Consider the following 26573-nt stretch of genomic DNA (forward strand, 5'->3'; position numbering starts at 1 on the left):
TTTTTTCGTTTTTCACCTATCTACTCTTTTAAAATTGCTTGAAACATTATTGCAAAATATCGCTTTTTGTTTACTTCACTTTTTAGAGAACACTAAAAACTTGTTTTTTATCTTTTTATAAGTTTATATTCTAATTTAATCTCGATAATTGCATGCTCTAAAAAGCGTTTTTATTCAATATTTCTCTTTATAAATTACAATCAGTGTTTTTTAATCACTCCTTTCTACTAATCAATTTTCATTTTCCTTCTCTGGAGACTATAAAGCTATTTGTAATCCTTTTTTTTGTACATAATTGTACTGTATAAGTTTGGGTTACTTAATAGTACTTTATTCTTTTTATTTTCTAAGAAATATCTTGAATTTAGGATTATAAATACTGTGGTTTTAATCAGCGTCTGAACATATTGGCTGCTATAATAATTTGAACTCGCAGAACACCCAATTAATAAATTTACAATCAGTCATTATAGTGCTATAGTTAACCTTAATTTAGAGAAAAAGGGAAACGAACTATTAGAAAAAATAGAAAGCTATGAGTAATTTAAAATTATATAAGCTTTATTTATAATATAAGAAGAGGGGTAATTATGCTAAAAGCGATGTATTTCAGTTAAATTTCGCGTAAAAAAAAACCTCAATCTATAAAGATTGAGGTTTAAAAGAAAGGCAACGACCTACTCTCCCACCATTGGCAGTACCATCGGCGCAAATGGGCTTAACTTCTCTGTTCGGGATGGAAAGAGGTGAGCCCCATTGCGATAATCACCTTAAATTGTTTCAGTATATTGCAACTGTATAAGTTAACATATTAGTAAAATCATATCGTAAATTATCAAAAGAGTTTGCGTCCCGGTCCGAAGACCGGGAACTATACATAAGCCTATGGGTTATTAGTAATACTCGGCTATGACATTACTGCCTTTACACCTGTATCCTATCAACGTGGTAATCTTCCACGACCCTTTAAAGAAATCTCATCTTGTGGTGGGTTTCGCGCTTATATGCTTTCAGCGCTTATCCCTTCCCAACGTAGCTACTCTGCAATGCTCCTGGCGGAACAACAGATACACCAGAGGTTAGTTCAACTCGGTCCTCTCGTACTAAAGTCAAATCCACTCAAATTTCTAACGCCCACAGCAGATAGAGACCGAACTGTCTCACGACGTTCTGAACCCAGCTCGCGTGCCACTTTAATGGGCGAACAGCCCAACCCTTGGGACCTTCTCCAGCCCCAGGATGTGACGAGCCGACATCGAGGTGCCAAACCCCCCCGTCGATGTGAGCTCTTGGGGGAGATCAGCCTGTTATCCCCGGAGTACCTTTTATCCTTTGAGCGATGGCCCTTCCATGCGGAACCACCGGATCACTATGCTCTACTTTCGTACCTGATCGACCTGTATGTCTCTCAGTCAAGCTCCCTTATGCCATTGCACTCTACGCACGGTTACCAAACGTGCTGAGGGAACCTTTAGAAGCCTCCGTTACTCTTTTGGAGGCGACCACCCCAGTCAAACTACCCACCACGCACTGTTCTCATTGCTGAGTTAGACTCTAGATAAGCAAAGGGTGGTATTTCAAGGACAACTCCACAACGCCTAGCGACGCCGCTTCATAGTCTCCCACCTATCCTACACATTACTTATCCAAAACCAATACGAAGCTATAGTAAAGGTTCACGGGGTCTTTTCGTCCCGCTGCGGGTAATCGGCATCTTCACCGATACTACAATTTCACCGAGCTCATGGCTGAGACAGTGTCCAGATCGTTGCACCATTCGTGCAGGTCGGAACTTACCCGACAAGGAATTTCGCTACCTTAGGACCGTTATAGTTACGGCCGCCGTTTACTGGGGCTTCATTTCATTGCTTCGCCGAGGCTAACAACTCCACTTAACCTTCCAGCACCGGGCAGGTGTCAGGCCTTATACATCATCTTTCAATTTAGCAAAGCCCTGTGTTTTTGATAAACAGTCGCCTGGACCTTTTCACTGCGGCCCATCCGAAGATGGGCGACCCTTCTCCCGAAGTTACGGGTCGATTTTGCCTAGTTCCTTAGCCATGAATCACTCGAGCACCTTAGAATTCTCATCCCAACTACCTGTGTCGGTTTACGGTACGGGTTCTCATAATCTGAAGCTTAGAGGTTTTTCTTGGAAGCCTTTAGGCACACTATCAACGCATCCGAAGATTTGTTGTACTATCACACTTCACCTAGATCTGCGGATTTACCTACAGTTCCAATAGCTACATGTTTCAACGAACTATTCCGTCAGTTCGCGGTGCTTTCATTACTCCGTCACCCCATCGCAATTATAAGAAGTACAGGAATATTAACCTGTTATCCATCGACTACTCCCTTCGGATTCGCCTTAGGACCCGACTAACCCTCAGCTGATTAGCATCGCTGAGGAAACCTTAGTCTTTCGGTGAGGGGGTTTCTCGCCCCCTTTATCGTTACTTATGCCTACATTTTCTTTTCTATCCGCTCCAGCATACCTTACAGTACACCTTCGGCGCAAATAGAATGCTCCCCTACCACTTACGTGTCTTTCAACGTAAATCCATAGCTTCGGTAATATGTTTATGCCCGATTATTATCCATGCAAAACCGCTCGACTAGTGAGCTGTTACGCACTCTTTAAATGAATGGCTGCTTCCAAGCCAACATCCTAGCTGTCTAAGCAGTTTCACCTCGTTAGTTCAACTTAACATATATTTGGGGACCTTAGCTGATGGTCTGGGTTCTTTCCCTCTCGGACATGGACCTTAGCACCCATGCCCTCACTGCTGAGTAACATTTAATAGCATTCGGAGTTTGTCAGGAATTGGTAGGCGGTGAAGCCCCCGCATCCAATCAGTAGCTCTACCTCTATAAAATTTTCGCTCAACGCTGCACCTAAATGCATTTCGGGGAGTACGAGCTATTTCCGAGTTTGATTGGCCTTTCACCCCTACCCACAGGTCATCCAAAGACTTTTCAACGTCAACTGGTTCGGTCCTCCACTGTATGTTACTACAGCTTCAACCTGCCCATGGGTAGATCACTCGGTTTCGCGTCTACTACTACTAACTATGGTCGCCCTATTCAGACTCGCTTTCGCTTCGGCTCCGGACCTTAAATCCTTAACCTTGCTAGTAACAGTAACTCGTAGGCTCATTATGCAAAAGGCACGCCGTCACACAGTAAATGTGCTCCGACCGCTTGTAGGCGTACGGTTTCAGGTTCTATTTCACTCCCTTACTTAGGGTTCTTTTCACCTTTCCCTCACGGTACTAGTTCACTATCGGTCTTTCAGGAGTATTTAGCCTTACCGGATGGTCCCGGTGGATTCATACAGGATTACTCGTGTCCCGCACTACTCAGGGTACTGCTATATCTTCTTCGCTTACCTATACGAGACTATCACTCTCTTCGGTTTGTCTTTCCAGACAATTCTAGTTCACTTAGATTCTAATGTCGCAGCCCTACAACCCCATATTTGCCGTAACAAATATGGTTTGGGCTAATCCGCGTTCGCTCGCCACTACTAACGGAATCACTATTGTTTTCTCTTCCTCCGGTTACTTAGATGTTTCAGTTCACCGGGTTTGCCCCTCTTACGAGGTGATATGTCTTCAACATACCGGGTTGCCCCATTCGGAAATTAACGGATCATAAAATATGTGCTTCTCCCCGTTACTTATCGCAGCTTATCGCGTCCTTCATCGCCTCTGAAAGCCTAGGCATCCGCCATACGCCCTTATTTAGCTTATTGTACTTTTTGCTCTAAACATAAATGTTTAGAACGAGCTCTTTATAATTTATTATAAAAAATATTGTTGTTAGATTTAACTCTAACTCTCTATCTTGATTTCTTTACGATATCATTTTACCAATATGTCAATGAACATGGCGAATCGCCATTGATAAGTATTTTATCAACTTAAATTCTGCAATACTCTTGGAATAAATTTAATTATCCCTAGGCATTGCCTAGTGGAGAATATCGGAGTCGAACCGATGACCTCTTGCGTGCAAGGCAAGCGCTCTAGCCAACTGAGCTAATCCCCCATTATAAAATCCTAGAATACTATTCAGAGATTTGAATGTCGAATCCTCTAATTTCTAGAATTTCCTTTCTAATAAATCGCCTTATAGTAGTCTCGGGCAGACTCGAACTGCCGACCTCTACATTATCAGTGTAGCGCTCTAACCAGCTGAGCTACGAGACTATAATAGCTTATTATTAGTGTTTTTTTAAAATTAACAGCAAAGAGTAAAATTTCCTTTTGTAACTCACCATCTTTCTCTAGAAAGGAGGTGTTCCAGCCGCACCTTCCGGTACGGCTACCTTGTTACGACTTAGCCCTAGTTACCAGTTTTACCCTAGGTCGCTCCTTGCGGTAACGAACTTCAGGCACCCCCAGCTTCCATGGCTTGACGGGCGGTGTGTACAAGGCCCGGGAACGTATTCACCGGATCATGGCTGATATCCGATTACTAGCGATTCCAGCTTCACGGAGTCGAGTTGCAGACTCCGATCCGAACTGTGATATGGTTTATAGATTCGCTCCTGGTCGCCCAGTGGCTGCTCATTGTCCATACCATTGTAGCACGTGTGTAGCCCAGGACGTAAGGGCCGTGATGATTTGACGTCATCCCCACCTTCCTCACGGTTTGCACCGGCAGTCTCGCTAGAGTCCTCAGCATTACCTGTTAGCAACTAACAATAGGGGTTGCGCTCGTTATAGGACTTAACCTGACACCTCACGGCACGAGCTGACGACAACCATGCAGCACCTTGTAAATTGCCCGAAGGAAAAACTATCTCTAGTCCTGTCAATCTACATTTAAGCCCTGGTAAGGTTCCTCGCGTATCATCGAATTAAACCACATGCTCCACCGCTTGTGCGGGCCCCCGTCAATTCCTTTGAGTTTCAGTCTTGCGACCGTACTCCCCAGGTGGGATACTTATCACTTTCGCTTAGTCACTGAACCGAAGTCCAACAACTAGTATCCATCGTTTACGGCGTGGACTACCAGGGTATCTAATCCTGTTCGCTCCCCACGCTTTCGTCCATGAGCGTCAGTATATACGTAGTAGACTGCCTTCGCAATCGGTATTCTAAGTAATATCTATGCATTTCACCGCTACACTACTTATTCTATCTACTTCCGTATAACTCAAGTCAACCAGTATCAAAGGCAGTTCCATCGTTGAGCGATGGGCTTTCACCTCTGACTTAATTGACCGCCTGCGGACCCTTTAAACCCAATGATTCCGGATAACGCTTGGACCCTCCGTATTACCGCGGCTGCTGGCACGGAGTTAGCCGGTCCTTATTCTTACAGTACCGTCAAGGTGGTACACGTACCACTGTTTCTTCCTGTATAAAAGCAGTTTACAACCCATAGGGCAGTCATCCTGCACGCGGCATGGCTGGTTCAGAGTTGCCTCCATTGACCAATATTCCTCACTGCTGCCTCCCGTAGGAGTCTGGTCCGTGTCTCAGTACCAGTGTGGGGGATAATCCTCTCAGACCCCCTACCTATCGTTGCCATGGTAAGCCGTTACCTTACCATCTAGCTAATAGGACGCATAGTCATCTTGTACCCATAAATGTTTAATATAAAAGAGATGCCTCTTCTATACATTATGGAGTGTTAATCTTCATTTCTAAAGGCTATCCTCCTGTACAAGGCAGATTCTATACGCGTTACGCACCCGTCCGCCGGTCGTCATCTGCGCAAGCACAATGTTACCCCTCGACTTGCATGTGTTAAGCCTGCCGCTAGCGTTCATCCTGAGCCAGGATCAAACTCTTCATTGTATATTTTAAATAATATTAATGAATAAGTTTCAAAAGAATTTGTTCTAAATTAATAGAACGTGGTTATTCTACTCTTTGTTTACGCTGTCAATTTCAATATTTTCAATGAACGTGTCGAGTCGACACTCACAAGTATTTTCAACTTGATTATCTTCTCAGACTTTTTGTAGAAATGCTAGATTCGAACTAACTGATTCTTATTACAAAACCATTCCAAAATTTCTCTGATCGTATCGCTTTCTTAAAGCGGTTGCAAATCTATAAACTTTTCTAAAACTGACAAAACTTTTTGAAGTTTTTTTTGAGTTTATTTTTACAACATTTTAATGAACTATTTGCCCTAAATCGGACTGCAAAGATACTCCCTTTAATTTGTATCAAACAAGAAAAAATTAACTTATTTTTTACACTTTATTGAACTTATCTTAACCAGCATTTTCAAGAACTTTTAGAGTATATCACTCATGCCCTAAAGCATTCGTTTTCCTCTTAGCGGGTGCAAATATAGATTCCTTTTCTAACATAACAACTACCTTTATGAACCTTTTTTTAAAGTATTTTATGCAACCCTGTTATACAACTACTTAACACCTGTTTTAATCTTGTAAATTATTAACTTTGACTTTAAATGCTCTTCACGTGAGGGATTGAATATTTCGACTACGCTCAATACAAGCTCTTTGTTTGAGCTCTTTTGACCTCTTTTGGTAAAAAAGCGAGTTGTGAAAGCCCGACAATTTTAGAAAAATTGACATGCCATAAAGCTTTTCAAACTTAATAACACACCTCATAAATTACTTCTTCTTGCTTTTATTTTTCCTTGCGCGCTTTTTTCGCTGCTTAGCAAACATCTTTTTATAGACCTCTAGATTTAAGACACCTCTTCCTTTTGATACTAATGATAAATACTCTTTTTTTAACTTTGGTTTTTGATACTCTAGCTTTTCTTCAATGAAAGCACGCTGTAAAACATCCTCTATTAAAAAGTCTTCATTTTCTTTTTGTGGTGAATACTCTGATTTTAATGATAATTTAAATACGTTTGCTGATGCATTATACCAAAAAGCTTTCCAACCACTTCGCAATTCTTTAATATTATCGAATGCTGTTTTACCTGATTGACGGTGGATTAACTTTAATAATATTCGTCCTTCTGTTCTTGTTAATTTTTTTAATGGTTTTGTTAATTCTTCTTCTAGGTATTTTTGCGTTTTTTTTACAAAACGTCTTTTTTTTCTTTTTGAATTTATTTCTAATAAATGAGCGTTTACACTATCTATTTTTTTTACTGTTAGTACGGCATAAGGGTAAGCTTTAAAAACTTTACGGCGAAACCAATAATAATAATGTGCATCTGATTTCTCATTGTATTTATGTTTTGGTAAAATAGACACTTCGTTTAATGTTATCATTAAACTATCACCTTCTTTTATTAAAAAATACTCATTATTAAAATTTGGAAGTGTGTCTTTTATTTGTCCTATTGAGGTAGCCGCAAATAATATTATATATAGGTGTAAAAAAAATTTCATTATTTTTTATTTATCAAAAAGAATTCCAAATGTATTCCTTTCTTTTTTAAAATAAAAAAGCTCATGAAAATTTCATGAGCTTTTTTATTTTAATCTATAATTTATTACTCAGCCATTATAGCTTCTGCAACTTTTTTATATGTTCCGTTTTCTAACTTTTCTCTTATCGCTGAAAATGCAACGATTGTTTCTTCTACATCTTCTTGTGTATGCCTTGCAGTAGGAATTAATCTTAAAATAATTAATCCTTTAGGAATTACAGGGTATACTACTATTGAGCAAAAGACTGCATGATTTTCACGTAAATCTTGTACCATTGCCATTGCTTCTGGTATTTCTCCTTTTAAAAACACTGGAGTAATACAGGTTTGTGTTGTTCCTAAATCGAAACCAGCTTTTCGTAAACCAGACTGTAAAGAATTCGTAATTTTCCATAAGTTCTCTTTTAACTCAGGCATTGTGCGAATCATATCCAAACGCTTCAGTGCACCCTTTACCATTGGCATAGGTAATGACTTTGCAAACATTTGAGACCTCATGTTGTACTGTAAATACTGAACTACATCTTTATCACCTGCAAAAAAGGCTCCAATACCAGCCATAGATTTTGCAAACGTTGCGAAATATACATCGATACCATCTTGAACACCTTGCTCAAAACCAGTACCTCTACCTCCTTCTCCTAGCGTTCCGAAACCATGTGCATCGTCGACTAAAATTCTGAAATTATATTTTTCTTTTAAAGCAATAATCTCCTTTAAACGACCTTGCTCTCCACGCATACCAAAAACACCTTCAGAAACTAATAGAATTCCTCCACCAGTTTTTTCAGCCATTCTAGTAGCTCTTTTTAAGTTTTTCTCACAACTTTCGATATCGTTATGACGGTAAACAAAACGTTTACCTGAGTGTAAACGCACTCCATCAATAATACAGGCATGTGTATCCATGTCGTATACAATAATATCGTCTTTGTTTACCAAAGCATCAATAGCCGAAACCATTCCTTGATATCCGAAGTTTACCAAATACGCTGCTTCTTTATCAACAAACTCAGCACATTCTTGCTCTAACTGCTCGTGATATTTTGTGTGACCAGACATCATACGAGCACCCATTGGGTATGCTAATCCATCAGTTGAAGCTGATTCTCCATCTACTTTTAAAACTTCAGGATGATTTGCTAATCCTAAATAATCATTGATACTCCAAGTAATTACTTTTTTTCCATTAAAAGACATTCTGTTTGAAATTGGTCCTTCTAACTTAGGAAACACAAAATATCCTTCTGCTTTATCTGCCCATTTTCCTAAAGGCCCTTTATCTTCTTTAATTCTTTCAAATAAATCTTTTATCATTATTACCTTTGTAATTTTATATGTGGCGAAATTAACGCTTTTTAACAGATTTTCAAAATTGATATTTTCTTCATTAAACATCAATAAAAAAGATGCCTTAACGATGACACCTTTTTATATAAAACTATAATCTTATCCTTTTATTGATTGATCAAACTCTTTAATAAAAGGTTGTTTATACAATCTTTTACCTAATGCCTTAAAAATAGCATTCGCAACAGCACCACCTGCTGGCGGCAAACCAGGTTCTCCTAAACCTGTTGGCGATAGTTGGTTTTCGACAAAATGCACTTCTACTTTAGGAGTTTCATTCATTCTTATTAATCGGTAGGTATCAAAATTTTTGTTAGATGGTTTTCCGTTATTAAAAGTTAAATCACCATACATTGCGTGTCCTATTCCGTCGATTACACCACCTTGCACCTGATTTATTGCTCCGGTAGGGTTTACAACAATTCCGCAATCTACCGCAGCAACTACTTTTGTAACCACCGGTAATCCATCTTTTAAAACAATTTCAGCAACTTCGGCAACATGAGTATTATGACTATAATATGCTGAAAAACCTTGATAAACACCTTTTTTTGCTTTTCCCCAACCACCTTTCTCTGCTGCTAGCTTAATAGTATCTTCCATTCGTTTACCGGAATATTCTATTTTTTCATCTTTATTATCTTTAACATTTTGCAATAAATCGATTCGTAATTGCACAGCATCTATATTTAATTCTGTTGCTAATTCATCAAAAAATGATTGCTCTGCAAAAGCTAAAAAATTAGTGTATGGTGCCCTCCAAGCTCCTGTAGTAATATCACTTTGATAATTTTTCGTAGAAACTTTATAGTTTGGAATACATCCCGCAGGGAAAAAGTGCGGAATTAATCCGTACATATTACTATTTGCTCCTGCTTCTTTTAAATGATATCCTGTAATTTTATTGCCTTTTATTGATGCTGCTATTCGGTATTTTATTGCTGGTCGATAAACACCAGTAGTCATATCATCTTCTCTGGTAGATATCACTTTTACTGGTTTTTTAATTACATTAGAAATCTCAGCTGCTTCATACACAAAATCACCATATAAACGACGACCAAATCCACCACCCATTCTTGTCATATGCACTTGAACTTCGGATAAATCTCTACCTAACATTTCTGCAACCACCATCGCAGCAAACTCTGGAGTTTGTACTGGGCCAATTAAATCAACTTTTTCGGGAGTAACATTGGCGAAAAAATTCATTGGCTCTAAACAATTATGAGGTAAAAAAGGTGAATGGTAAGTTCTTTCAACTATTTTATCTGCTGTTGCAAATGCTTTTTCAATATCTCCATCTTCACGACGTACATCAAAATCTTTAGCATCTAAAATATCATTTAGCGTTTTATCATGAGCTTCAGTATTTTCTAATTCTTTATTATTCGTTTTCCAAACAGCCTTTATAGCATTTTTTCCTTTAATAGCTGCCCACGTATTTTCTGCAACAACTACTACTTTATCTGTTTCAGACATTTTAAAAGTCCAATTAGATTTACCTGAATCTAAAAAACTTCTAACTTTATCTCCAATAGTTATAACATCTATTACTCCTTTTACTTTTTTTGCTTCGGATGCATCAAAAGAATCTAATAATTGTCCAAATGCCGGAGGTCGTAATACTGTTGCGTATACCATTCCGGGAGCTTTATAATCTAAGCCAAATAAAGGTTTACCGGTTACTATTTTTTCTAAATCGACATTGGTTGCACTCTTTCCTATAATGGTAAATTCAGATGGCTTTTTTAAAGTTACATTTTCAGGCACTTCTAAAATAGCTGCTTCTTTTACAACATCTCCGTAACCTAAAGTTTCTCCTTCTGCATTTGTAATAACACCTTTTGATGCTTTACATGTTGCTGCATCCACGCCCCATTTTACGGCAGCTGCATTTACTAACATTTGTTTTGTAGTAGCTCCTGTTTGCCTTAATGCGTCCCAACCAAAACGTATTGACTGACTTCCTCCTGCTAATTGGCGTTTATAATTTTTAGTATCTAAAGGAGCTTGTGCTACGTGTACTTTATCCCAATCGATGTCTAACTCTTCTGCGATAATCATTGGCATTGATGTTTTTACTCCCTGCCCTATTTCGGGATTTGGAGAGAAAATCGTTGCATAGCCTTCTTCAGAAATTTTAATAAAAGCGTTAAAATCGTTATAATTTAAGTTTTCGATATCGATTGATGGAGTTACATTTGGTTTACATGCTGTAAATAGATTAAAACCTATTATAATCCCGCCACTTGCCAATGCTGATGTTCTTAAAAAATTTCTTCTACTAAACGTGAATTTATTTTCTTGTGTGCTCATAGTTCAATTTTTAAGACATTTTTTTTGCAGCAATTGCTACTGCTTTTTCAATTCTATTATAGGATGCACATCTACACAAATTACCATGCATTGCTTCGCGAATTTCTTCTGTTGACGGTGTTGGATTGTCCTTTAAAAACGAAGCGGCAGTCATTATTTGACCAGCTTGACAATATCCGCATTGCGGAACATCAACTTCTTTCCAAGCCTCTTGTAACGGGTGATCTGCATTTTCTGATAAACCTTCAATTGTTGTAATTTCTTCTTTATCTAACATCGACATTTTTAACTGGCAACTTCTCATTGCTGTCCCATCTACATGTACTGTACAGGCTCCACATTGCGCAATACCACAACCGAATTTAGTACCAACCATATCTAATTCATCTCGTAAAACCCATAATAAAGGCGTATCATCATCCGCAGAAAAAGAGCGTGATTTTCCGTTAATTTTCAAAGTATAATTTGGCATATTGATTGTTTTTTTATTATTTGTAAGGTACAATAAATTAATTATTTTCTAAAAAACAGCTTTCTTTTAAGCTTGTTTAATTATATCTGCTACAACTTCTGGGTTTAACAATGTGCTTATATCTCCTAAATTGTCAATATCATTATTTGCTATTTTTCGCAAAATACGTCTCATTATTTTCCCTGATCTTGTTTTTGGTAATCCTTTGGTAAATTGTATTTTATCTAATTTAGCAATCGCACCTACTTGCTCCGTTATAATTTGATTTATTTCTTTCCTTAAATTATCTTGGTTTCTAGACTCGCCTGTTTCTTTTAAAATTACATAACCAAACAATGCGTTACCTTTTATATCATGAGGAAACCCAACAATTGCTGATTCTGCCACAGCAGGGTGTTCATTAATCGCATCTTCAATCGGTGCGGTTCCTAAATTATGTCCTGACACAATAATTACATCATCAACTCTTCCTGTAATTCTGTAATAACCTACTTCATCTCTTAAAGCTCCGTCTCCTGTAAAATATGTATTCTCATATGCAGAAAAATAAGTTTCTTTATATCTTTTATGATTTCCCCAGATAGTTCTAGCTATCGAAGGCCATGGAAATTTAATACATAAACGTCCGCTTACTTGATTTCCTTCTATCTCTTTTCCTTCTTCATCCATTAAAGCTGGCTGAATACCTATAAACGGCAACGTTGCATATGTTGGTTTTGTTGGTGTTACATAAGGAATTGGTGTTAGCATAATACCGCCATTTTCTGTTTGAAAATAGGTATCTACTATAGGTGCTTGATTTTTACCGATATTATCATCATACCAATGCCATGCTTCTTCATTTATTGGTTCTCCTACCGTTCCTAAAACTTTTAATGATGATAAATCATAATTTTCTACATAACCAATACCTTCTTTAGCTAATGCTCTTATGGCTGTTGGCGCTGTATAAAACTGTGTAACTTTATGTTTCTCTACTGTTTGCCAAAAACGACTATAATCTGGATAACTTGGTACACCTTCAAATAATACTGAAGTAGCGCCATTTGCTAAAGGTCCGTATATTATGTAACTATGACCTGTTATCCAACCAACATCTGCACTACACCAATACACATCATTCTCTGTGTAATTAAACACATTTTTAAAAGTATATGCCGAATACACCATATAACCTGCTGTAGTATGTAACATTCCTTTTGGTGTTCCTGTTGAACCAGATGTGTATAGTATAAATAACGGATCTTCAGCATCCATAATTTCAGGCTCACATGCTATTGAGGCTTCATCTAAAAGAGCTGCTAGCCAAAAATCTCTATCCTTTTTCATTGTAATATGAGATTGGATTCTTTTAACTACTAAAACAGCTTCAACACCTAAGCAACTTTCTAGCGCTTCATCTACTATTCCTTTTAAATCTATTGTTTTACTTCCTCTAAAAGAGCCATCACTTGTTATTACAATTTTACAATCACAATCATTTATTCTTGTTGCTAGAGCCGTTGATGAAAACCCAGCAAAAACTACTGAATGTATTGCCCCTATTCTAGCACAAGCTAAAACGGAGTAAACTAGTTCTGGAATCATTGGTAGATAAATACAAACTCTATCTCCTTTTTTAACTCCTTTATCTTTTAACACATTTGCCATTTTACATACTTTTTGATGTAAATCTCTGTATGTTATATGCTGCGCTTCTTCCTTTATATCATTTGGCTCAAACAGAATCGCTGTTTTATCGCCTCTTGTTAACAAATGACGATCTAAACAATTTTCTGTAATATTTAATTTCGCGCCTTCAAACCACTTTACTTCTGGCTTCTTAAAATCCCAGCTTAGTACTTTGTCCCATTTTTTTCTCCAAAGAAAATGTTCTTCAGCAATTTCCTCCCAAAACTTCTCTGGAGTATCTACTGATTTTTTATATACTTGAAAGTACTCTTCTAAATGTTTTATATGATAGTTGCTCATGTAATTTAGCTAATTGTAATTTGTTTTAAATTTAGCTTTTTTATAGAAATAAAAAAAAATGTATTCATACATTTTTTAAATAACAATTTATCTTTTTAAAAAGTGACAGTAGGTTAAACTAATTGACTTATCAAGTATATATTTTTCTAATCTTTTAATTTATCTAATTCAAGTCGATAATCATATTGTAAATCTTCGTGTAGCGTTGTTATTAGTTTCTCTATCAACTTTACTTGCGCCGTTAATATGTTTTGCAAACGCGGACTATTTTTTATGGAAGGCTTAAAGTTTTTAAGTTTTATACAGAAATACAAAAGCAATTCGACCTCTGTTTCTTTTTTCTTTGAAAAACGGATATACTTTTTAGCACTTGTTAATATTTTACGTGCACTTTTTCTGATAAAAAAATAACTTTTAGTATTAATGCCTTCAAATAATATATCTATATCATTTTTTACACCTAAAATATATCTTTCTTCATCATGAGATTCAAATAATAAGTAGGTAAGTAATTCTTTATTTTCTTTTTTGAATCGCGCTAATTTTAAACACAGCTCTAACAATTCGTTAGAATTTTTATGTTTTAATTCATCTTTTAATGCTTTTACTGTAGCTGTTTCCATACTATAATTTAAAAAATTGAATATAACTAAAAAACCTCATAGACTTAACATCTATGAGGTTTTCAATTTAATTTTTTATCGACTTATTGAATACTAGGAATATTAACCAATTCGTTAACATCAACATCATAATCTACTCCGTCAACTTTAAATCCGAATAACTTAAAAAATTCTTTACTATACCCCTCTAAATCTCCTATCTCGGCTAAATTTTCTGTAGTTGCTTTTTTCCATAATTCTGCTATTTCTACTTGTACATCTTCACGCATTTCCCAGTCATCAACTCTAATTCTACCTTTAGCATCTAAATTTAAATCACCACCAAACAAACGTTCGCTATACAAACGTTGAATTTGCTCGATACATCCTTCGTGAATTCCTTTTTCCTTCATCACTTTAAATAATAAAGAAATATATAACGGAATTACCGGTATTGCAGAACTAGCTTGTGTCACCAATGCTTTATTTACTGAAACATACGCTTTTCCGTTTAATGATTTTAAATCATCTGTAATTTTAAAAGCTGTTGCTTCTAAATCGTCTTTTGCGGCACCAATTGTTCCGTTTCTGTATACTGGCTTTGTTACTTCTGGACCAATGTAAGAATAAGCAACTGTTGTAGCACCTTCTGATAATAAGTTCTCAGATTGCAATGCGTCCATCCACATTTTCCAATCTTCACCTCCCATTACCGTTACTGTATTTTCAACATCTTCACCTTCGGCAGGATTTATAGATATTTCTGATACTTTTCCTGTATGAAAATCAACTGTTTTGTTCGTAAAAACTTCTCCGATTGGTTTTAAAACCGACTTAAAGCGTTTTCCTGATGTGGGATGCGTTCTTACCGGTGATGCTAAACTATAAATTACTAAATCAATTTGACCTAAATCCTCTTTGATTAAGTTTACAACTTGCTCTTTTATTTCGTTAGAAAAAGCATCTCCGTTGATACTTTTTGCATACAAACCTGCTTTTGTTGCTTCTTGTTCGAAAGCTGCTGTATTGTAAAAACCTGGCGATCCTGGTCTTCCTTCTGTCGCTGGCTTATCAAAGAAAACTCCGATCGTTGCTGCGTCAGAACCAAAGGCACTTGAAATTCTTGATGCCAATCCGAAACCTGTTGAGGCACCTATTACTAATACTTTTTTAGCGCCTTCTATTTTACCTTTCGATTGTACGTATGCTATTTGATCTTTTATGTTTTGCTCGCATCCTATTGGGTGAGATGTTAAACAAATAAACCCTCTAGTTCTTGGTTCTATTATCATTGTTGTTTGTTTTAAAATCTTTAATTTCTAATTGGCTATCTTTAATTCGTTGCCCAATCATCGTTAAAATTCTTTTATTAATATCAGCATTGTTTTCTTTATAAAACTCAAATTCACCAACGGTAAACTGACCTATAATTAAACCTAAAAACTGATTTTTTAAATTTATGTTTTTTTTGGTGATATTGTTCACCGCTTTATTAAATTTCTCTTTTTCGATATTTAAAATATCTACTTTTTGATTCTTACAAAAGAAAACAAAAAATTGTAAAAGCAGCTCGTGCTGTAACTTTAAAATTGGCCGTATTGTTTTATTCTGAAAATCTTCTACAGGAATTTCAGAGGATAAATTTAAAACCGGACGAATACTTATTTTGTTACTATCCATTTAAAAAATTAACTACATTTTTTTCTATACGATCTAATACGTTTGTTGTATTTGCTTTTACAAATTTCTCTCCTGTAATTTGTTCGTACAATTCGATATATCTATTTGAAATCTCGATAACCTTTTCGTTAGACATTTCAGGAATTTGTTGTCCGTCTTTTCCTTGAAAATCATTTTCAATTAACCACTGACGCACAAATTCTTTTGATAATTGCTTTTGAGCTTCTCCTTTATCTTGTCTTTGCTGATATCCTTCAGTATAAAAATAACGAGAAGAATCTGGCGTATGAATTTCATCAATCAAAACAATTTTACCATCCTTTGCTTTTCCGAACTCATATTTAGTATCTACTAAAATCAATCCGCGAGAAGCTGCAATTTCAGTTCCTCTTTGAAACAATGCCCTGGTATATTTTTCTAAAATGATGTAATCTTCTTCAGAAACTACATTTTTAGCTAAAATTTCTTCACGTGTAATATCTTCATCATGATCACCATTATCAGCTTTGGTAGATGGTGTTATTATAGGAATAGGAAACTTGTCGTTCTCTTTCATTCCTTCTGCCATTGTTACGCCACATAAAACTCTTTTACCTGCTTTATATTCACGCGCTGCATGACCAGACATGTAGCCACGAATTACCATTTCTACCTTAAAAGGCTCACATAAATAGCCAATTGCTACGTTTTCATCAGGATTTGCATGTAACCAATTCGGAACAATATCTGCTGTGTCATTCATCATTTTGGTCGCAATCTGATTTAAAATTTGCCCCTTAAAAGGAATTTGACGTGGTAAAACTACATCGAAAGCAGATAATCTATCAGAAGCTATCATCACTAATAACTCATCATTAATATTATAAACCTCTCTTACTTTACCTTTGTAAACAGATTTTTGTTTTGGAAACTGAAAGTGAGTTTCGTTAATTGTATTCATTTTTTGTTTGTTGTGTTGTTGGCTACAAAAATATGTTATTTATTCTTCTTTTTTATTTAACAACACTTTTTAATTATCGAAATTATCTTTCGTAAAAAAGACCTAAATAGTGTATTTAAAGTAATTAGCACAACTAGGATAATTTACCTCTGAGTTGGTGTTTTTTAAATAAGACATTATTGATTCTGCTGCCGAAAGGTCTTGAACTTTATTCTCTTCAGGGAAATACTCATCGTGAACTGCAGGAATATAATCATTTAAACCTACAGAAAGTATCGTACTATTATCAATTAAATTACCAGCGGCATCTTTAATTTCAAGTTCATCTCCTTTTTGTTCAATTGTAATCCCTGAATAATAAAATCCAGATTTTGAACCTATTAAAAAATCCTTTATCTGTTGAACACTCATATCGTATTTTACGGTTCCGTTATTAAAAGGCTCGATCGTATATATTTCTTTTTTAGTAATATCTCCTTTATCTAAAGAGCTCCTAACACCTCCAGAATTTTGAAAAGAAACATCTACATTCATGGCACTTTTAAGAGCATCAGCATAAAAACAACCTACTTTATGTTTTTCGTGATATATTAATGACTCACCAACTACTTCTTTTAATTCTGGCAAATCGTTATAACCGTCAATAATATCTTTTAAATTTTGATCATATTCTGTTACTTCATCAAGATTGATAAGTGTATATTTAATATTAGTAATTGCTTTATTTTTTACTGATATTTCAATTTTTCCTAAATTCTTTAAATAAGATCCTGATTGAAAAATAGGAATTCCGTTTTCAACTGTGTTTATTTCTTGATGAGAATGACCACCTACTATTAAATCGAAATACGGATATTGTTCTGCTAATTGTACATCTCCTAACCCTTTATTTGTAGAATGCCCTAAATGAGTTAATGCAATAAAAAGATCTGAATCTTCAGATTTCTTAACATCCTTATATTTGCTTACAACAGCTTCTGGTCTTTGAAAAGCAAAGTTTTGAACTTTCCATGGATGTGTAGACGGAATTGTACCGTTTTCTTTTCCGTTTGTTTCTACCAAACCTAAAAACGTAATTTTTAAACCATCTTTTAAAACCGTATAATATTCGTTTGGTTGCGGCACATTGGTTTCTAACATATCAACATTTGCGCACACCCATTTAAAATTAGATTGATCTATTCTATCTTTCAATGTTTCTTCACCGTAGTCGAATTCGTGATTCCCTAAAACTGAAATATCAAATCCTACTCTATTCATAACATCAATCATTGGGTATCCTTGATTGTCTGTATAATTATCAACCACTGGACTGCCTGAAAACATGTCGCCACTACACGCTACAACTACACTATTATTTTCTTTTTCCTTATCAATTATATATTTAATTTTAGCGAAATTGTCCAATCGTGCATGCTGATCATTTACAAAAAAAAGTGTTATGCTTTTTTCTATATTATCATTGTTATTATCTGTCTTTGGTGAACATGAAAAAAGTATTAAAAGAGAGATTATATTTAGAAAATAAAAAGGTAATTTATTTTTCATTCTATTGAAAATTTTAATCGTTTTATCAATTTGATGTATTATTAAAAATAGTAGTTGTTATTTTATTTTTTCCTATCAAAAAGAGAATAAAAAAAAGCAACTGATGACCCTAAAAGCAGAATAAACAAACTTGTTCCTTCTAAGAAAGAGGGAAGAATAGGGTTGTTATTATATTCTAAAAAATAAATAGTTGCACCTATAATGCAAATTAAAAGTCCCAATAAAGCGATTACTTTCTTTTTCATATTATTCAGTTTCTATACTTTTATACGCTTTAATGATACTTTTTATTAATCGATGACGCACTACATCTTTATCATCTAAATACACCATTGCAATTCCTTTAATATCTTTTAAAGCCAGTAATGATTCTTTTAAACCAGAAATTTGTTTGCGAGGTAAATCTATTTGGCCAGGATCTCCGGTAATAATAAATTTTGCATGCATTCCCATTCTTGTTAAAAACATTTTCATTTGGTTGTGCGTTGTATTTTGCGCTTCATCTAAAATAACAAAAGCATTATCTAACGTGCGACCACGCATAAATGCCAAGGGAGCAATTTGTATAATTCCTTTTTCTAAATGTGACTCTAGTTTTTCATGCGGAATCATATCACGCAACGCATCGTATAAAGGTTGCATATACGGGTCTAGTTTTTCTTTTAAATCTCCCGGAAGAAAACCTAAATTTTCGCCCGATTCTACCGCTGGCCTTGTTAAAATTATTCGGCGAACTTCTTTTTCTTTTAATGCTTTTACAGCCAATGCTACCGCTGTATATGTTTTCCCTGTACCTGCTGGCCCAACAGCAAATAACATATCATTTTTACCCATCAAATCAACCATTTTACGCTGATTTGTTGTTTGCGGTTTTATTAATTTACCATTAACTCCATGCACTAAAACACCTTCAATTTTTCCTGATTTTCGAATTTCTTCTTCTTTACCTGTTGATGTTAGAACACGCTCGATACTGTTTTCATCTAACTTATTATACTTATTAAAGTATTTCATTAGCATATCAACCCGTTTTTCGAGTTCATCTAAAATCTCGGGCTCACCATAAACTTTAAGCTTATTTCCTCTGGCTACAATTTTAACTTTCGGAAAATACTTTTTCAACTCAGTTATCGTACTATTTTGAGCTCCAAAAAACTCATTTGGGTCAATTTCTGTTATTTCAATGATACGTTCGTTCAATTGATAAAAGTTTTAATTTATTCACTTTAAAAATAATGATTATTTTTATTGATTTATGTAGTTTTGCTATAAAATTAAGCCTATTTTTTCAACCTATTAATTAACAAGTACTTATATTAATGTCTCTAATTACATTAACCACCGATTTCGGAATAAAAGATCACTTTGTAGGGGCTGTAAAAGGGGCGATATATAGTGAATTACCTGAGGCCAAAATTGTTGACATTACACATCATATAACGCCTTTTAACATTACCGAAACTGCTTATATTTTAAAGAATACCTACAAGAGTTTTCCTGACAAGACAATACATATTATTGGGGTAGATTCTGAATTAAGCGTAGACAATAAACATATTGCCATTGAATTAGATAACCATTATTTTATTTGTCCTAATAACGGATTAATATCTATGATTGCTTCAGAAATTAATCCTACTAAAATTGTAGAAATCAACATTCATAATCATATAGAAACCAGTTTCCCTGTGTTGGATGTTTTTGTACAGGTAGCTTCGCATATTGCTCGTGGCGGTAGCTTAAATGTAATAGGTAAAGAAATAACTTCTTATAAAAATATTATTGAAATACAGCCAAAAGTAAATCAGGCTCAAACTGTTATTATTGGTGGCGTTATTTATATAGATAACTACGGAAATGTAATTACCAATATCAATAAAAAACTCTTTAATACTATAGGAAAAGGCCGAGATTTTAAAATTTCAGCAAAACGCTCTTTTTTTAATAAAATTTACAATCGTTATAACGAGATTGTAGATTATACTATTCCTGAAGAAAAAAGACGCTATGACGGAGAAAAGCTTGCCATTTTTAATTCGGGAGGTTTTTTAGAAATTGCTATTTATCGAAGTAATTTAAACACCGTTGGTGGCGCATCATCATTGTTAGGTTTAGGATATAGAGATACTATTACCATTGAATTTGAAACGATTACAGCACCAAATTTTACCACAATAAATTAATTATATGTTTGTACGAATTGTAAAAATGAGTTTTCAATCAGAAAAAATTGAAGCGTTCTTAGCTAACTTCAATACCAAAAAAGAGTTTATTAGAAACTCGCCAGGTTGCCGTTTATTAGAATTGTATAGAGACAAAACAAATTCTGATATCTTTTTTACTTACAGCTACTGGGAAACCGAACAAGATTTAGAAAACTACCGAAACTCTGATTTATTTAAAGGAGTTTGGGCACAAACAAAAGTATTATTTAACGACAAACCATTAGCTTGGAGTGTTGACAAAACCGTAAGCCTACCATAATGAACTACCCTACAATTTTCCCTGAATTATCTACCGAAAGATTAACATTACGTCAATTATCTTTTAACGATAAACGAACTATTTTTAAACTGCGTTCTAACAAAGAAATCAACAAATTGATTGTTAGAGATACGCCTAAAAACTTAAATGATGCTGATTCTTTTATTCAAACTTGTTTGGATGAATTTGAAAAAGGAAATCGAATTTTTTGGGCAATTCAGCATCAAGAAAGCAACCAAATAATTGGTACCATTGTTTATCATAATATCAATGCCGAAAATAATTATGCAGAAATTGGCTATGAATTAAATCCCGATTTTCACAATGAAGGTTTTATGAGTGAAGCTATGGCTACTGTTTTAGAGTATGGTAAATCGGTTTTAGAACTAAACACCATTGAAGCTTTTACACATCAAAAAAATACTGCATCAACAACGTTATTACAAAAACATCAGTTTATTTTAGATGATGAGGATTTATTTGACGACAATACTATTTTTCGCCTCGATATAACCCAAGAATAATGTACGCCATACTAAAAAAAGAATTCAACTCATTTTTTGCATCACCAATAGCTTATTTAGTTATCGGTGTTTTTTTACTCGTAAACGGATTATTCTTATGGGTTTTTAAAGACAATTTCAATATTTTAAATGCTGGTTTTGCCGATTTAAGTTCTTTCTTTTATTTAGCGCCTTGGTTATTTTTATTTCTGATTCCGGCAATTACCATGAAGAGTTTTGCTGATGAGTTTAATAGCGGAACCATAGAGATTTTAAAAACCAAACCAGTAACCGATTGGCAAATTGTACTTGGTAAATTCACAGCTTCTTTACTTTTAGTATGCATTGCGTTGCTACCTACTTTAACATATGTATATACCGTTTATTTGCTAGGAAATCCTATTGGTAATTTAGATATTGGTAGTACAATTGGTTCGTATTTAGGATTACTTTTTTTAGCTGCTACTTATACCGCGGTTGGCTTATTTACTTCTACCCTTTCTAAAAATCAAATAGTAGCTTTTATCTTAAGTATATTTATCACTTTTATTTTATTCTACGGATTTGATGCAGTAAGTGACACTTTAGGAAATTCGATTCAGCAATTCGGAATTAACGAACACTTTAAAAGTATTAGTCGCGGTGTGGTAGATACTCGCGATGTTATTTACTTTTTAAGCGTTACTATTTTCTTTTTATTCATCACCAAACAACAATTAAAAAATGAATAAGAAGCTACAACATATTGCTTTTGCACTTATCGGATTAATCTTGATAAACTACCTTTCTAATGCTGTTTATAAGCGATTCGATTTAACGCAAGATAAACGATATACAATTTCTGATGTTACCTATAAGTTGCTCGAAAAACTAGATAACACTATTTTAATAAACGTGTATTTAGAAGGCGATTTTCCTGCAGAGTTTAAACGTTTACAAACAGAAACACGTCAGTTTTTAGAAGAATTAAAAGCAACAAACTCTAATGTTCGCTTTCGATTTATCAATCCGAAAAATATTCGTGAACGTTTGATAAAAAGAGGAATGATGCCAAGTCAATTAACTGTTGAAGAAGACGGTAATTTATCTGAAGCTATTATTTTTCCTTGGGCAGAAATTAGTGTTGGTGAACAAACAGAATTGGTTTCTTTATTACCAAATTCGCTAGCCAAAACACAAGAAAATCAATTGCAAAACGCTATTGAGAAATTAGAATATTCTTTTGCTAACGCAATTCATAACATCACCAAAACAACAAAGCCAAAAATAGCTGTAATTGCTGGTAATGGTCAATTAGAAGATATTCAATTATACAGCTTACTAACCGAGCTCGGTAAAAAATACCGTTTAGCGAAATTTACTTTAAATAACGTAGCAACTAATCCGCAAAAAACAGTAACCGACTTAGCAAAATACGATTTGGCAATTATAGCCAAACCTACGGAACGTTTTACAGAAGAAGAAAAATTCACTTTAGATCAATTTATTACCAATGGAGGAAAATCTCTTTGGATGATTGATCAAAATTATGCAGATACTGATAGTTTATATAACAACGGAAAAATGTTAGCTTTTCCACGTGATTTAAATTTAACCGATTTATTATTTAGCTACCAAGTTCGTGTAAACAACAAATTAATTCAAGATTTGTATTCCGCTAAAATTCCATTAGCGACTGGTAATGTTGGAAATCAAGCACAGTTTCAACATTTAAATTGGTTTTACCATCCGTTGGTAAACGGAAATCCGAAGCATCCGATTACTAAAAACCTTGCTCCTATTCGTTTTCGTTTTGCTACGCAAATAGACACTTTAAAAGGAAGTCTAAAAAAAACACCTTTATTAGTTACTTCTGTACTTACAAAAAAAATAGGAACTCCTAATTTTGTTGAGTTACAAAGTATCGCTAAACAACCTGTAGAAAACGAATTTAATAGTGGGCCGCAACTTTTAGCGGTCTTATTAGAAGGTACTTTTAATTCAGCTTATAAAAACAGAACGAAACCTTTTAAAACACCGCTTTTTAAAGCAGAAAGTAAGGCAAATAAAATGGTGGTTATTGCTGATGGAGATATTGCCAAAAATCAGATTTTAAAAGGGAAACCACACGATTTAGCTTTAGATAAATGGACAGGTGAGCAATTCGGAAATAAAGATTTCTTAATCAATACAATCGATTATCTTTTGGATGATTCAGGTTTAATAAATCTTCGTAATAAAACAGTAACCATTAATTTATTAGATAAACAGAAAGCATACAATGAAAAAAGCTTTTGGCAATTTATAAATATTGGAGTTCCGTTACTACTACTTGCGTTGTTTGGTTTTGGTTTCAATTATTTAAGGAAGCGGAAGTATTCTTAATCAGCTAACAAATTTTCATATGTAAAGGTTTACAACATTTTTTTCCTTGTGAAAGAAACTCACTAATGCAGTCACAAGCAGGATGCTAGCGCTAGCGAGGACTTATTATGAAATTTATATTTTCTACTCATTTATTCTTTTTACGCTGCCTTTTATTTTGCTCACTTCATTTTTTGCTAGTTCGAGGGTCTCGCTCGTAATAATTATTATACTTTTTTACTATTAATTATCTTTGATGGCACGAGCAGGATGCTCGCGCTAGCGGGTTGCAAATCCGCGCTATCGGGAATACAATTATTTTTTCACAGGATATATAACTTTCCCTCCTTTATAATATTTAATTTCTTCTTGAGTAGGTGAGAAATTATAATCTGTAGCAATATTAGGACACTCTAATACATATTTTATTAAAATTGTATCTCCTATTTTTTTTCTCTTTAATAAACTTCCATTTATTTTAAAGTATTTACTTATACTATCCTTACTTTTATTTATCTTAAATCTAGAGATTGCATGCCAAGAAAATTTTGAATTACTTTTTTCTACTATAATAGCTCTATCAATAATAACCTTACTATTCAATAATAATTTATCTCTTTTTAAATAGTAAACTCTAGAAGAAACTAAAAGTAACACCACAGGTAAAGTATAAATTAACGTTAACCCGTTATATCCTTTCTTTTCAAAAAATTTTCCCATTAGAAAACATAAACCAAATAAAACTATTAATAAAATATACATTGATGATAAATTACTTGCTCGAAATACACTATAATCTTTTAAATCCAGAAAATAACCGCTATTAAAAACTGTAGTAGTTATTAAAATAATAGTATATATAATTAATAAACTGTTCTTCATGTTATTTAATTTTTATTCATGTTATTTTCTTCTTTGAAAATATCACTTCTATCATCCTTTATAATATTAGTAATAGCACCTATTGTTATATCTGTAACTTTATCTACAATAATAAGTAACCCTTCTTTGTCTTTTAGTTTAGCAAAATATTCTTTGCTTCCTTCTATCATTCTGTAATATTCAAACCCATCTTTTGATGCTAGAAAATCCCCCCGCTGGCGCAAGCGTCTCGCTTGTGCTATTATACAAACTATATGTATCTCTCATTGTCATATATCTATTTCTAAAATAGTTTGGTCTTCTTGATAGTTCCTTGCACTACTATATTTCCAATCTATAGGATTTGTTACAAATCCACTTTCTACAGGATTGTTGTGTATATAAGCTATCTTTTGTTGTATTACTTTTTCACTCCACAATTCTATAAGCTTATTATGTTATTGCCAAAACTGGCGCTTTTTAACATTACTTTTTTTACTTCCCCCTCTTTCCATCATCCATAACAGCCATTCTTTTCTGCTCTCTTGTAGATTCTCTTCTATTGTTTTAATTAACTTTCTTGCTGTAAACCCTTTAAAATCTCGTATCAATCCTGATGGGTCTTCATTTATAGACCTAAAAATTAAATGAACATGACTCGGCATAAAACAATACGCTATTAATCAACTAACAAATCACCATAAATAAAAGTATAATTCAATCTCTTTTGCACTTTATCAGCATTTATAATTTTATATTTTAAAGGAGAAGAATCTTCAAAGGTTGGTGGTTCTTTTTTTAATACTTTCTTCGCGTTTATATAATATTCTTTTCGTGTTGGATGGTGATTTGAGCAAGCATTAAAAACTTCTCCAAAAACATCTTGTTGTATAATTTGATAGATAATTTCTACGCAATCATCTTGATGTATCATATTTACAAAACCTTTGGGTTGTGGTACTTTTTTATTTTGAAACCAATTTCCGGGCTGTCGTTCATATCCAAAAAGCCCTGCAAAACGGATTATTGTTGTTTTAAAGTTTTTATTAACTCTAAAAGCATTTTCTATTTCAACTAAGGGAGAATTTATTGTTGCATTTTTTTCTGTCATTTCTTTATTCAAACTAGGATATACCGAAGTTGAACTTATAAAAATCACTTTTTTAATAGTTGACTTTTCTATTTCTCTAATCAGGTTTTTAAAACCTAATACATTCTTTGAAGGAATTGCTACGATTAATATTTTAGAAGTCAAAAATGGTTGAATAGTCTGTTCATTAACTTCATCAATATCAACTAAAAAAGAGTTAATTCCAAGGTTTTTAAAAACAGGTAGCTTATCTACAGATGTTGTAGAACCTTTTATTATAAATTCTTTACTTATTAAATATGTAGCCAATGGTTTTCCTAACCAACCACATCCTAAAATACTAACATCCTTCATCACAACAATTATCGTCTTTAACTAATTTACAAGAAACCACCGCTAACAAAGCCCCTAAAATTGGCGCCAATATATATAACCACAAATGTTCTAAATGCCCAGAAACCAAAGCTGGAGCAATGGAACGAACAGGATTCATAGATGCTTTTGTCATTGGCCCAGCAAACATTGCTTCTAATAAAACCACGCCTCCAATAGCAATTCCTGCCATTACGCCTACCTCTTTACTTCCGCTAGAAACATTAATAATTGTTAGCATTAAAAAGAAGGTTAGTAGTAATTCTAAAATAAATGCACGCCACGGTTCAAACGACGGAATCGTAGCTCCGTAATATTCACTTGCAGGAAACAACACCCATAAAATACAACTTGCCAATATTGCACCTAGTAATTGGGCAATAATATATTTCGGAACTTCTTTCCATGAAAATTTTTTAGCATACGCAAAGGCAATTGTTACTGCAGGGTTAAAATGTGCTCCTGATATTTCTCCGAAAGCATAAATCATTGCCATTACAATTAAACCCCAGGTAATTGCAACACCTGTATGCGTTAAATCGGTTCCGCTGGTTATTTCACTCACTGTCATGGCACCTGTACCACAGAAAACTAAGGCAAAAGTTCCTATTAATTCTGAAATATATTTTTTCATATTGCAAATATCAACTAA

21 protein-coding genes, 2 tRNA genes, 3 rRNA genes and 1 pseudogene are annotated in these 26573 nt (G+C 34.3%); 5 read left to right on the forward strand and 22 right to left on the reverse strand.

All coding sequences use genetic code 11. From position 1 onward, the window contains the following. Positions 1-664: 664 nt before the first annotated feature. The 17 genes from rrf to ACQ629_RS03120 all read right to left on the reverse strand — a co-directional run bounded on the left by rrf (position 665) and on the right by ACQ629_RS03120 (position 19468). Positions 665-773, reverse strand: a 5S ribosomal RNA gene (gene rrf, locus ACQ629_RS03040). Between the two features lie 100 nt (positions 774-873). Continuing rightward, positions 874-3757: ribosomal RNA gene (locus ACQ629_RS03045) — 23S ribosomal RNA — on the reverse strand. Positions 3758-3979: 222 nt separating this feature from the next. After that, positions 3980-4053: transfer RNA gene (locus tag ACQ629_RS03050), tRNA-Ala, on the reverse strand. A gap of 87 nt (positions 4054-4140) precedes the next feature. Then, positions 4141-4214, reverse strand: a tRNA-Ile gene (locus ACQ629_RS03055). A gap of 81 nt (positions 4215-4295) precedes the next feature. Then, a 16S ribosomal RNA gene (locus tag ACQ629_RS03060) occupies positions 4296-5813 on the reverse strand. The 16S, 23S and 5S rRNA genes sit together here with 2 tRNA genes alongside, the layout of an rRNA operon. Positions 5814-6607: 794 nt before the next feature. Next, a complete protein-coding gene (locus tag ACQ629_RS03065; protein WP_483706480.1) occupies positions 6608-7345 on the reverse strand; it encodes a DUF4294 domain-containing protein in 738 nt (245 codons plus the stop codon). 104 nt (positions 7346-7449) lie between these two features. Beyond that, positions 7450-8700 (reverse strand): aminotransferase class I/II-fold pyridoxal phosphate-dependent enzyme, encoded by a 1251-nt coding sequence (locus tag ACQ629_RS03070; RefSeq protein WP_483707150.1) that lies wholly within the window; start codon positions 8698-8700, stop codon positions 7450-7452. A gap of 135 nt (positions 8701-8835) precedes the next feature. Next, a complete protein-coding gene (locus ACQ629_RS03075) occupies positions 8836-11055 on the reverse strand; it encodes a xanthine dehydrogenase family protein molybdopterin-binding subunit (protein WP_483706481.1) in 2220 nt (739 codons plus the stop codon). Positions 11056-11065: 10 nt separating this feature from the next. Beyond that, positions 11066-11527: a (2Fe-2S)-binding protein gene (locus ACQ629_RS03080; RefSeq protein ID WP_483706482.1), complete on the reverse strand. Its 462-nt coding sequence runs from the start codon at positions 11525-11527 to the stop codon at positions 11066-11068. 66 nt (positions 11528-11593) lie between these two features. Then, complete coding sequence (acs, locus tag ACQ629_RS03085; RefSeq protein WP_483706483.1) at positions 11594-13498, reverse strand: acetate--CoA ligase; 1905 nt, start codon at positions 13496-13498, stop codon at positions 11594-11596. 146 nt (positions 13499-13644) lie between these two features. Beyond that, positions 13645-14121: a hypothetical protein gene (locus ACQ629_RS03090; protein ID WP_483706484.1), complete on the reverse strand. Its 477-nt coding sequence runs from the start codon at positions 14119-14121 to the stop codon at positions 13645-13647. Between the two features lie 83 nt (positions 14122-14204). Then, the gene (gene fabV / locus ACQ629_RS03095; protein ID WP_483706485.1) at positions 14205-15392 is read right to left on the reverse strand and encodes an enoyl-ACP reductase FabV; all 1188 of its coding nucleotides are present in this window, start codon (positions 15390-15392) and stop codon (positions 14205-14207) included. Continuing rightward, positions 15370-15780 carry a glyoxalase gene (locus ACQ629_RS03100; protein WP_483706486.1) on the reverse strand — a complete coding sequence of 137 codons (411 nt, stop codon included), beginning with the start codon at positions 15778-15780 and terminating at the stop codon, positions 15370-15372. Before ACQ629_RS03100 ends, fabV begins: the two co-directional genes overlap by 23 nt. Continuing rightward, positions 15773-16720 carry a phosphoribosylaminoimidazolesuccinocarboxamide synthase gene (locus ACQ629_RS03105; RefSeq protein ID WP_483706487.1) on the reverse strand — a complete coding sequence of 316 codons (948 nt, stop codon included), beginning with the start codon at positions 16718-16720 and terminating at the stop codon, positions 15773-15775. Before ACQ629_RS03105 ends, ACQ629_RS03100 begins: the two co-directional genes overlap by 8 nt. 102 nt (positions 16721-16822) lie before the next feature. Next, positions 16823-18268 carry a bifunctional metallophosphatase/5'-nucleotidase gene (locus tag ACQ629_RS03110; RefSeq protein WP_483706488.1) on the reverse strand — a complete coding sequence of 482 codons (1446 nt, stop codon included), beginning with the start codon at positions 18266-18268 and terminating at the stop codon, positions 16823-16825. A 62-nt stretch (positions 18269-18330) separates the two neighbouring features. Beyond that, positions 18331-18513, reverse strand: coding sequence for a hypothetical protein (locus ACQ629_RS03115; protein ID WP_483706489.1), 183 nt, complete (start codon positions 18511-18513; stop codon positions 18331-18333). Between the two features lies 1 nt (position 18514). Continuing rightward, on the reverse strand, positions 18515-19468 hold the full coding sequence (locus ACQ629_RS03120; RefSeq protein WP_483706490.1) for a PhoH family protein: 954 nt from the start codon (positions 19466-19468) through the stop codon (positions 18515-18517). 119 nt (positions 19469-19587) lie between these two features. Here ACQ629_RS03120 and ACQ629_RS03125 point away from each other — a divergent pair, with 119 nt between their 5' ends. Genes ACQ629_RS03125 through gldG form a run of 5 tightly spaced genes read left to right on the forward strand, consistent with a single transcriptional unit; the run spans position 19588 to position 23619 of the window. Then, a complete protein-coding gene (locus ACQ629_RS03125) occupies positions 19588-20451 on the forward strand; it encodes an SAM hydrolase/SAM-dependent halogenase family protein (protein WP_483706491.1) in 864 nt (287 codons plus the stop codon). 4 nt (positions 20452-20455) lie between these two features. After that, positions 20456-20752 carry a putative quinol monooxygenase gene (locus ACQ629_RS03130; RefSeq protein ID WP_483706492.1) on the forward strand — a complete coding sequence of 99 codons (297 nt, stop codon included), beginning with the start codon at positions 20456-20458 and terminating at the stop codon, positions 20750-20752. After that, positions 20752-21276 carry a GNAT family N-acetyltransferase gene (locus ACQ629_RS03135; protein ID WP_483706493.1) on the forward strand — a complete coding sequence of 175 codons (525 nt, stop codon included), beginning with the start codon at positions 20752-20754 and terminating at the stop codon, positions 21274-21276. The genes ACQ629_RS03130 and ACQ629_RS03135 overlap by 1 nt, the downstream gene beginning before the upstream one ends. Then, positions 21276-21986 carry a gliding motility-associated ABC transporter permease subunit GldF gene (gene gldF / locus ACQ629_RS03140; RefSeq protein WP_483706494.1) on the forward strand — a complete coding sequence of 237 codons (711 nt, stop codon included), beginning with the start codon at positions 21276-21278 and terminating at the stop codon, positions 21984-21986. The genes ACQ629_RS03135 and gldF overlap by 1 nt, the downstream gene beginning before the upstream one ends. Then, positions 21979-23619 carry a gliding motility-associated ABC transporter substrate-binding protein GldG gene (gene gldG, locus ACQ629_RS03145; RefSeq protein WP_483706495.1) on the forward strand — a complete coding sequence of 547 codons (1641 nt, stop codon included), beginning with the start codon at positions 21979-21981 and terminating at the stop codon, positions 23617-23619. The genes gldF and gldG overlap by 8 nt, the downstream gene beginning before the upstream one ends. Before the next feature lie 294 nt (positions 23620-23913). On the opposite strand, the gene ACQ629_RS03150 is transcribed toward gldG, so the two are convergent. From ACQ629_RS03150 to ACQ629_RS03170, 5 genes and pseudogenes are all read right to left on the reverse strand, one after another. Further along, positions 23914-24480 carry a hypothetical protein gene (locus tag ACQ629_RS03150; protein WP_483706496.1) on the reverse strand — a complete coding sequence of 189 codons (567 nt, stop codon included), beginning with the start codon at positions 24478-24480 and terminating at the stop codon, positions 23914-23916. 5 nt (positions 24481-24485) lie between these two features. Continuing rightward, positions 24486-24650, reverse strand: a complete 165-nt coding sequence (locus ACQ629_RS03155; RefSeq protein ID WP_483706497.1) for a hypothetical protein — start codon at positions 24648-24650, stop codon at positions 24486-24488. Between the two features lie 99 nt (positions 24651-24749). Next, positions 24750-25142, reverse strand: a pseudogene (locus ACQ629_RS03160) (transposase); the annotation flags it as partial. Beyond that, positions 25139-25903: an NAD-dependent epimerase/dehydratase family protein gene (locus ACQ629_RS03165; RefSeq protein ID WP_483706498.1), complete on the reverse strand. Its 765-nt coding sequence runs from the start codon at positions 25901-25903 to the stop codon at positions 25139-25141. The gene ACQ629_RS03165 and the pseudogene ACQ629_RS03160, both read right to left, overlap by 4 nt. After that, positions 25890-26555, reverse strand: a complete 666-nt coding sequence (locus ACQ629_RS03170; protein WP_483706499.1) for an MIP/aquaporin family protein — start codon at positions 26553-26555, stop codon at positions 25890-25892. The genes ACQ629_RS03165 and ACQ629_RS03170 overlap by 14 nt, the downstream gene beginning before the upstream one ends. Positions 26556-26573 lie beyond the last annotated feature (18 nt).

Source organism: Tenacibaculum sp. SM2510, assembly GCF_057002845.1.

Bases quoted from the DNA above. Each gene is read 5' to 3' on its own strand.
- ACQ629_RS03065 (WP_483706480.1), bottom strand. From the start codon at position 7,345: ATGAAATTTTTTTTACACCTATATATAATATTATTTGCGGCTACCTCA.
- ACQ629_RS03115 (WP_483706489.1), bottom strand. From the start codon at position 18,513: ATGAAAAAGAAAGTAATCGCTTTATTGGGACTTTTAATTTGCATTATA.
- ACQ629_RS03170 (WP_483706499.1), bottom strand. From the start codon at position 26,555: ATGAAAAAATATATTTCAGAATTAATAGGAACTTTTGCCTTAGTTTTC.
- ACQ629_RS03090 (WP_483706484.1), bottom strand. From the start codon at position 14,121: ATGGAAACAGCTACAGTAAAAGCATTAAAAGATGAATTAAAACATAAA.
- ACQ629_RS03075 (WP_483706481.1), bottom strand. From the start codon at position 11,055: ATGAGCACACAAGAAAATAAATTCACGTTTAGTAGAAGAAATTTTTTA.
- ACQ629_RS03080 (WP_483706482.1), bottom strand. From the start codon at position 11,527: ATGCCAAATTATACTTTGAAAATTAACGGAAAATCACGCTCTTTTTCT.
- ACQ629_RS03105 (WP_483706487.1), bottom strand. From the start codon at position 16,720: ATGAATACAATTAACGAAACTCACTTTCAGTTTCCAAAACAAAAATCT.
- ACQ629_RS03135 (WP_483706493.1), top strand. From the start codon at position 20,752: ATGAACTACCCTACAATTTTCCCTGAATTATCTACCGAAAGATTAACA.
- ACQ629_RS03110 (WP_483706488.1), bottom strand. From the start codon at position 18,268: ATGAAAAATAAATTACCTTTTTATTTTCTAAATATAATCTCTCTTTTA.
- ACQ629_RS03130 (WP_483706492.1), top strand. From the start codon at position 20,456: ATGTTTGTACGAATTGTAAAAATGAGTTTTCAATCAGAAAAAATTGAA.
- ACQ629_RS03155 (WP_483706497.1), bottom strand. From the start codon at position 24,650: ATGATAGAAGGAAGCAAAGAATATTTTGCTAAACTAAAAGACAAAGAA.
- ACQ629_RS03100 (WP_483706486.1), bottom strand. From the start codon at position 15,780: ATGGATAGTAACAAAATAAGTATTCGTCCGGTTTTAAATTTATCCTCT.
- gldF (WP_483706494.1), top strand. From the start codon at position 21,276: ATGTACGCCATACTAAAAAAAGAATTCAACTCATTTTTTGCATCACCA.
- fabV (WP_483706485.1), bottom strand. From the start codon at position 15,392: ATGATAATAGAACCAAGAACTAGAGGGTTTATTTGTTTAACATCTCAC.
- ACQ629_RS03165 (WP_483706498.1), bottom strand. From the start codon at position 25,903: ATGAAGGATGTTAGTATTTTAGGATGTGGTTGGTTAGGAAAACCATTG.
- ACQ629_RS03150 (WP_483706496.1), bottom strand. From the start codon at position 24,480: ATGAAGAACAGTTTATTAATTATATATACTATTATTTTAATAACTACT.
- acs (WP_483706483.1), bottom strand. From the start codon at position 13,498: ATGAGCAACTATCATATAAAACATTTAGAAGAGTACTTTCAAGTATAT.
- gldG (WP_483706495.1), top strand. From the start codon at position 21,979: ATGAATAAGAAGCTACAACATATTGCTTTTGCACTTATCGGATTAATC.
- ACQ629_RS03125 (WP_483706491.1), top strand. From the start codon at position 19,588: ATGTCTCTAATTACATTAACCACCGATTTCGGAATAAAAGATCACTTT.